General features: G+C 66.3%; 3 protein-coding genes. 2 read left to right on the top strand and 1 reads right to left on the bottom strand.

Features of this window, described 5'->3' with window-relative positions; genetic code table 11:
- Positions 1-3,192 (bottom strand): N,N-dimethylformamidase beta subunit family domain-containing protein (locus ACU18_RS18830; RefSeq protein ID WP_050687997.1); only part of this gene is annotated, 3,192 nt, incomplete at its 3' end.
- A 395-nt stretch (positions 3,193-3,587) separates the two neighbouring features.
- Here ACU18_RS18830 and smc point away from each other — a divergent pair.
- Positions 3,588-7,172, top strand: a complete 3,585-nt coding sequence (gene smc, locus ACU18_RS18825; protein WP_197273629.1) for a chromosome segregation protein SMC — start codon at positions 3,588-3,590, stop codon at positions 7,170-7,172.
- Positions 7,173-7,243: 71 nt separating this feature from the next.
- Positions 7,244-8,446 (top strand): signal recognition particle-docking protein FtsY, encoded by a 1,203-nt coding sequence (ftsY, locus tag ACU18_RS18820; RefSeq protein ID WP_050687996.1) that lies wholly within the window; start codon positions 7,244-7,246, stop codon positions 8,444-8,446.
- Positions 8,447-8,510: the final 64 nt, after the last annotated feature.

Raw genomic sequence — 8,510 nt, 5'->3', positions numbered from 1 at the left:
GAACGGCGGGTCGGGGAACTGCGCCACCACGTCCACCAGGTAACTCGCCGAGGAATGCGATCCTGGGAAGTCGCCGGAGTATGAGTAGGCACCGGCGTCCGAGTAAGTCCGCAGGTTTCCTACGCTCAAGCCGTTGCCGAACCCGTTGCCGGTTGCCGAGTAGGCGCCCGTAAGCGACTTGTAGGCGACAACGTATTCCGCGTTGGCGTTGATGGACACCGGCTGGTCAAAGAATGCTGTTTGCCATCCGGAGGTGCTCTCGTTGGCGAAGGTGACGGAGGCGAGCTGCTGGCCACCGCCTGTGAAAAGGTAACCGGTGTGGGTGCCCGTGTTACCGGCGGACTTGTAGAACTTCACGCCGGTTACAGTTCCGCTGGTGGTGCCGGAGAAGCGGATCCCGAGGGTCAATGGAACGCCGTCCATGACCTCTTCGATGGCCGGGACCACGGACTCGTCATAGAAGCTGCAGGGGCAGGAACCTGGCGGTGGCGGGGAAACTACTGTGGTGAAGAACCAGGACCCACCCGAGCTGAGGGTGACCCCACTGGAAGTGGTGCCCGTGAGCGTCGCGGTGAAGGTGGTGGCAAGGGCCAGCGGAGCAGCCGGGGTGAAGGTGGCCTTCCGGGAGACAGGATCGTAGGCCGAGGCCCCGGCAACCGGCGCGCCATTTGCATCCTTCAGGGTCAGGCTGACCGTGGACGCCGTGACGGGCTTGGAGAAGATTGCCCCGACGGTGGAGCCCTGCGGAACACTGGACGATCCCGGGAGGGGCCACTGCCCGCCCGCGGAGAGTGGCGTGTTGTCGGTCAGTTCGAACAACGCATCGACGAAGTAGTTTCCGCTGTTGTAGCTGCTGGTGGGATGGGAGCCGGCCACACCGTAGACACCGGCCGGCGGGCTGCCGAAGCCCCCCGCCACGGTCAACGGGGGCTCGACGGAGCCGAAGCTGACCCACTGGTAGTTGGTGCTCGCGTAGTGGCCGTTCGGGGCTGTGTAGGAAACCGTGTAGGTGCTGCCTGCAGAGACGGCGACGGCCTGGCCGAAGCTCACCTTCTGCCAGCCGGAAGCTGTCTCGGCCGTGAAGGCCGCCGTGGCCAGCCGCTGGCCGGCGGAATTCCAGAGTGAACCGTTGTGTGTTCCCGTGTTGGCTGAACTCTTGTAGAACCGGACGCCGCTGATGAAACCATCCACGGTGGGGGTGATCTTCAATCCGAGCTCATACGCGCCGCCATCCTGGGCGTCGGGTATCGCTGGTATCTGCTGGCCAAATACGGAGTAGGGGCCGGTGAGCTGGGCGGTCCGGGTGGCAACGGCACCGATATTCGCGCTGTCGTCCACGGCGCGCACCTTCAGGGCAGCAGTGCCCAGACCCTTTTGGATGTAGGTGTATGTCCAGTTCTGCTTTCCTTGGGCTGGGTGCCAGGACGTGCCGCCGTCAGTTGAAACTTCGACGCCGGCCACAATGCCCCCCACGTCCGTGGCAGTCCCCGAGGCGGTGACGCTGGTCCCGTGCACCAGACCGGCGTTGTCCGCCGGTGCGGTGATTGCCACTGTGGGGCCGGTCGTGTCTGTGCTGCGCGCAGCGGCCGCCAGCGCGGTGTCCCTGGTGCCCGGCTGGGCACCCATGTCAGCCAGCAGGTTGATTTGGGCCTGCTGGATCCTGGGGTCAGCCGGCGCCCCGGGGCCGTCGTGTTCCTGATCCAGCCCCCAGGTCCATTGCACGGTTCCGGCACCGAAAACCAGTGCCCCACTGGCCGCCTTGTACAGGGTGAGGTTGTGGGTGGTGGTGCCAGCGGAAACAGTGTTTCCGTAGTCGCGGAGATACTCCGGTGTGGTTCCGGTCGACGTGGACAGCCGGATCAGGCCCGCTGGCCGGAAACCGTTGTCCAGGTCTTCATCGGACTCATACCCCACAGTGTGTTCAGCCAGTGCGGCTGTGGAACCGGCAGCCAGGCTGGCCAGCGATGTGTTGCGCCAAAGCCGGGATTTTCCCTCCGCAGAGCTGACACGAATCGGCATGTCCGTGTAGTTGGACATGTACATGGTGCCGGTCAGCGCGTTTTCAGGCAGGCCGCCGCCGTTGGCTTGGGAGGCATACCGCGGATCCCGCCATGTACCGGTCCAGCCTGGACTGGGATCGATCTTGCCGTTGGCCCAGGTCTCCTTATACGAAGTGATGGTCCGGTGCGCGGCCCCGTCCACCGGGGAGGGTTCAAACCGCACGCGCCAATACATTTCGTTCCCTGAGAGGAACTGCAGGTTGACGCCCGCGTTCCGTGCCGCCTCGACGTTGCTGCGCTGTGGCCCGGACCAGTACTCGTCGTGGCCAACGGAGAGGAAAACCTTGTGGTTCAGCAGCAACGCGCCGCTGCGGTCGGTGTCCAGACCGCTGATATAGCTGACGTCGTAACCGTTCTTCTCGAGGAAGCGGACCAAGGGGTACTCATTGCTGAAAAAGAAGTCGCGTCCGTCGGTGCCGTTGCGGGTATTGATAGGCCGGTTGTAGCTGATTTTGTAGGCGCGGCCATTGGCGGCACCTTCGTAAAAGTCGGAGCCACCATAGCTGTTGTAGGCCTGCCAGGTGGTGTCCGATGTTTGAAAGACGACGTCCGAGTGGCTGCTGTCGTTGCGGACCACGAAGGTGATGTGGCTGCTGTCGCCTGTGTCGGGGCGGGTGAGCAGGGCAAAGTACACGCCGGACACTGCGGTGGCCGGAACCTGCCATGTGGCCGAAACGGCCCAGGTCCCGCAATCGTAAAGTTCTGTGGCCGCGTCCCGCAGGCACTGCGGCTGGGTCTGGCGCGGGGCCGACGGTGTCACGTCGGCAATTTTCCGGGCGCCCAGGCCCTGGTACCAGCCTGTCCGGTAGATGGCGATGGTGTAGCTGGGCGCAGCAGTGTCGACTTTGAACCGCACTGGCTGGCCCGCATTGACGCTCATTTCCGTGGCGTACCCCTGAATGGATTCGTCACCGGCTCCGTCGATGTCCCAGACGTTGGGGTCAGCACCGGGCTTGGAGTTCTCGCAGGCGACGGCGTTGATCAGCGGTGCGCACGGGTCCGCGGCAGCTGCCGACGCCAGGAATCCCGCCGGAAGTCCCACCGGCAGCAGCGCGGCGAGGAGCGCGACGGCTAGTGGACCTACTATCCGCTGGAAGGCTGTGAGAGGCCGCTGGGCGGGGGATGCTGGCATGGGAACTCCTGATTTGAAGACGCGCAATGCGTTGGCGGCCGACATGGATGTGGCCCGAACCTTCACCGCCCACCCCAGAGGCGGCCAAACCAAGATATTCAGTTAATCCGGCTGATCTTTGAAACGCCCATCCGCGCAGTCTGCACCTGCGAAGGATCCAGCCATGAGTGGAACCGGTCCGAGGACCCGGGTGAGACCACTTGGCCAAGCGGTTTCTAGCAACCTGTGATCGTGAGCCTATGCCCGCCGAAAAAGCCGGGCAAGGCAGTTTGCGGATGTGGGCCGCGATCCCGCAAAAGTGTGTGGAAGTCCGCAGGTCCACCCACTGTCGGTGGAAGCAAGTAGATTTAAGGCCGGTAAGCGACAGCACCACCAGCCAGGAGACCAGAAACACCTTGCACCTCAAAAGCCTGACCGTCCGGGGGTTCAAGTCTTTCGCGTCCGCCACCACCTTCGACTTTGAACCGGGCGTCACCGCCGTGGTGGGTCCGAACGGGTCCGGCAAATCCAATGTGGTGGACGCCCTTGCCTGGGTGATGGGGGAGCAGGGGGCCAAAACACTCCGCGGCGGGAAGATGGAAGACGTCATCTTTGCGGGCACCTCCGGCCGGCCGCCGCTGGGCCGTGCCCACGTATCGCTGACCATCGACAACGCAGACGGCGCCTTGCCCATTGAATACAGCGAAGTCACCATTTCGAGGACACTCTTCCGGACCGGCGGATCCGAGTACGCCATCAACGGTGCCGGCTGCCGGCTGCTGGACATCCAGGAACTGCTCTCCGATTCGGGCCTGGGCCGGGAAATGCACGTCATCGTGGGGCAGGGGCAACTCGACAGGGTCCTGCACGCCACCCCCGAGGACCGGCGGGGCTTCATTGAAGAAGCCGCCGGCATCCTGAAGCACCGCCGCCGCAAGGAACGGACGGTGCGCAAGCTTGAGGCCATGCAGGCCAACCTGCAGCGGCTCTCGGACCTCACCGGCGAGATCCGCCGCCAGCTGACGCCCCTGGGAAAGCAGGCGGAAGTGGCCCGCCGGGCACAACGGGTCCAGTTCGACGTCCGGGACGCCCGGGCCCGGCTTTTGGCTGACGACCTCGTGTCACTGCAGCGGGCCCTTGACCGGGAGGTCGCCGATGAGGCTGCGCTGAAAACCCGGCGCGCCGCCGTTGGGCAGGCGCTTGAACAAGGCCGCCGTGAGCAGGCCGTTATGGAACAGTTGGCAGCTGAGGCCACGCCGCAGCTGAACGCCGCCCGGGATACCTGGTACCGGCTGTCCGCAGCCAGGGAACGGCTCCGCTCACTCGGGTCACTTGCGCAGGAACGCAGCCGCCTGCTCGGGTCGGATGAGGCCCCGCCAACCGGCCGCGACCCCGAACATCTGGAGCAGCAGGCCGCCCGGGTCCAGGCCGAAGCCGCGGGCCTGGGCGTTACCGTCCAGGGCCTGCGCACCACCTTGGCCGCCGCCACCGCGCAAAAAGCCGAAGCGGAGCAGGCAGCGCTCACCGAGGATAAACGTCTTGCGGCCGAACTCCGCGCGGCCGCAGACCGGCGCGAAGGCCTGGCCCGGCTCGCCGGTCAGGTTGCCGCAGCCCGTTCGCGGGTTGAGTCCGCCCAGGCCGAACTGGGCCGGCTGCGGGAGTCCCTGTCCGCCGGCTCAGGCCGCCGCGCCAAGGCCCAGGCCGAATTCACTGCCCTGGAAAACCAGGTGGCGGGCGTCGAAGAGGGAGAGGAATCCCTGGACGCCGATTACGAGGAGGCGTCGGCCGCTCTTGACGGCGTGACGGAAGACATCGCCGGCCTCAAACTGGAGGTCAATGAAGGGATCCGCCGCCGCGACGCACTGGCCGCCAGGCTGGATGCCCTCAGGCTTGGCCTGGAACGCAAGGACGGCGCCCGCCATGCAGTACAGGCCGGAGTGGCCGGCGTACTGGGCACCCTCGCCGGCGAACTCACGGTGCAGGCAGGCTTCGAGACAGCCATTGCCGCTGCGCTGGGGGACGCCTCTGAGGCTGTCCTGGTCCAGGACCCGGGGGCCGCAGCTGCTGTCCTGGAACTGCTGAAGTCGGACGACGCCGGGCGGGCGGCGCTGCTGCTGGGCTCTGCCGGGGTATCGGGCACCGCGCCCCAGCGGGACGTGGACCTGCCGCCTGGCGCCCAATGGGCTTCCGGCCTGGTGGCCGGTGCCGGTGGACACCTCCCGGCGGTGCGGCACCTGCTCGCCGGGACCGCCGTCGTCAACGACATCACGGAAGCGGCTGCCCTGGTGGCACGGAGCCCGGAGACAGTTGCCGTGACGTTGGCCGGCGATGTTTTTACGGCCGTCTCCGCGACCGGCGGTTCGGCGAAGGCGCCGTCACTGCTCGAAGTCCAGGCCGCAGTGGCCGACGCCGAAACCCAACTTGCCGGGGTAAGCGCGGGGCTGGAGCGGAGCAGGTTTGCCCTGGCCGGCGCCGAGGGCCGCCAGTCCGAAGCCAAACAGCGGGCAGATGCGGCCCTGGACAAGCTGCACGACTCCGACGCCCGCCTGGCTGCCGTGGCCGAACGGCTTGGCCACCTGAATTCGGTGCTGCGCAGCGCCGTGGGAGAGGATGAACGCCTCCAGGCGTCCCTGCTGCGGGCGGAAGCCAACGTGGTGGCGGAGGAGGAAGCGCTGGCGGGGATCGCCGCGAGGCTGGCAGCAGCGCAGGAGGTCCCCGCCGACGAGGAACCGTCCACTGACCAGCGGGACCGGCTGGCGCTTGCTGCCACAGCGGCCCGTGCCGCAGAGGTGGAAGCCAGGCTCTCGCTGCGCAGTTCCGAAGAACAGCTCACCGCTACCCGCAACCGGGCCGTGTCCCTCGAACGGGCGGCCGCCACTGAGCGCCGGGCAAGGGAGGAAGCGGCGGAGCGTGCCCGTCGCCGGCGCCTGCAGGCACGGCGTGCGTCGGCGGTTTCGGCAGCGGTTGAGGTGGCCAACCGGTTCGTGGACATTTCCGTGGACCTGGCGGCGCACGGACGGGACCTTGCCGAACAGAACCGCGAACGGCGGGACCAGGGGCTGGTGGAAATCCGGGCCGCCAACGATGCCCTGGCCCGGGAGCACGCCGACCTTACCGATACCGCGCACCGGGACGAATTGGCCCGGACCCAGCAGCGCGCCCGGATTGAAGCCCTGGAAACCAGGTCCATCGACGAACTGGGCATCACCCCGGAGGCGCTGGTGGCAGAGTTCGGGCCGGAGCTCCCCGTTCCCGTTGCGGCGGGGGAGAGCCAGGACAAGTGGGCGGCCCTGCGCACTGAAGTTGACCAGGACGGGGCCGCTGTTGTCGAAGGAATACCCTACGTGCGGGAGGAACAGCAGAAACGGCTCCGCAAGGCCGAGCGGGACCTGGCCAGCCTGGGTAAGGTCAACCCGCTGGCCCTTGAGGAGTTCGCGGCACTGGAGGAACGGCACCAGTTCCTCGCCAGCCAGCTGGAGGACCTCAAAGCCAGCCGGAAGGACCTGCTGGACATCATCAAGGAAGTTGACGACAGGGTCCAGCGCGTTTTCACGGAGGCGTTCGAGGACACCCAGGCCCAGTTCGTCCGCGTGTTCGACAGGCTTTTCCCCGGCGGTGAAGGCCGGCTGGTCCTGACCGACCCCACCGACATGCTCACCACCGGCATCGAGGTTGAAGCGCGGCCGGCCGGTAAAAAAATCAAGCGGCTCTCGCTGCTGTCGGGCGGCGAACGTTCACTCACCGCCGTCGCGCTACTGGTAGCCATCTTCAAGGCCAGGCCTTCCCCCTTCTATGTTATGGACGAGGTTGAAGCCGCCCTTGACGACACAAACCTGGGCCGGCTGATCACCATTTTCGAGGAGCTCCGCGAGTCCAGCCAACTGATCGTGATCACGCACCAGAAGCGGACCATGGAAGTGGCCGATGCCCTTTACGGGGTGACGATGCGCGGCGACGGCGTCTCCACCGTCATCAGCCAACGGATGGGCGCCGACACCTGACGTACGGCGGGGCAGGTCACCGTGCCCGGACAGCCCCGGGCAGCCGGTGCAATTATGAGAAGCTAGGGGATGTGAATGACATCCTTCCTATTGTTTTGTCCATTGTTGCTGCCCTGGCGGTTATCGGCGGGCTGATCCCGGTTTTCCTCAAGACCCGAAGGAACATCACCCAGTATCCGGGGCAACGCGACGCCAACGACCCTGAGGTGCGGCCGGGGGGCAGCACCCTGGAGGAGGACCGGCCCGCCGGCGCAGAACCTGCGGCCCCTTCCGCAGTTGACATGGCAGGCCTGGACACCACCGTCCCGGACGACGCCGCCGGCCTGGAAACCATCCGCGTGGAGACTCCACTGCCGGTGGCCGGCCGCCTGACGCGGCTGCGCGAACGCCTGGTCCGCTCCAACAACATCATGGGCAAGGGCCTGCTGGCCCTGCTCTCCAGCGATAAAATCGACGAAAACGTCTGGGACGAGGTCGAGGAAACGCTGCTTCTGGCGGACCTGGGCACCGAACCGACAATGCAGCTGGTTGACGCACTCCGCGAGCGGGTGAAGGTTTTGGGCACGCGCACCCCGGAGGACGTTAAAGCGCTGCTCCGTGAAGAACTCATCAAGCTGGTTGACCCCACCATGGACAGGACCCTGAACGTCCAGCGGCACGCGGACAAGCCCGCCGTTGTGATGGTGGTGGGCGTCAACGGCGTCGGCAAGACCACCACGGTGGGCAAGCTTGCCCGGGTTCTGGTCGCCGAGGACAAGGACGTGCTGCTGGGTGCGGCGGATACTTTCCGCGCGGCCGCAGCTGAACAGCTTGCCACGTGGGGCTCCCGGGTTGGCGTACCGACGGTAAAGTCCGACGTCGACGGTGCCGACCCGGCCTCTGTTGCCTACGAGGCGGTGAAGGCCGGCATCGACCAGGAAGTCGACGTGGTGATGATCGACACCGCGGGCCGGCTGCAGAACAAAGTGGGCCTCATGGACGAGCTCAGCAAGGTCAAGCGCGTGGTGGAGAAACTGGCTGAAGTGGACGAGGTGCTCCTGGTCCTGGACGCCACCACCGGCCAGAACGGCTTGAACCAGGCCCGCGTCTTCGCCGAAGTTGTGAACATCACCGGCATTGTCCTGACCAAACTGGACGGCACCGCCAAGGGCGGCATCGTCGTCGCCATCCAGCGGGCCCTGGGCGTTCCGGTGAAGCTGATCGGCCTGGGTGAAGGTGCCGATGACCTGGCGCCCTTCGAAACCGAAAGCTTTGTGGACGCACTGCTCAACTGACGGGCCGGCCAGCCGGCGCGTCCGGTTCAAGCCCCCGGCACCCCGCACCACAACAAAGCCCTGC

The organism is Arthrobacter sp. ZBG10 (genome assembly GCF_001238605.1).
Classification (GTDB): Bacteria; Actinomycetota; Actinomycetes; order Actinomycetales; family Micrococcaceae; genus Arthrobacter.
Note: the sequence above shows the minus strand (reverse complement) of the source record. Positions and strands in the feature narration are given on the sequence as shown.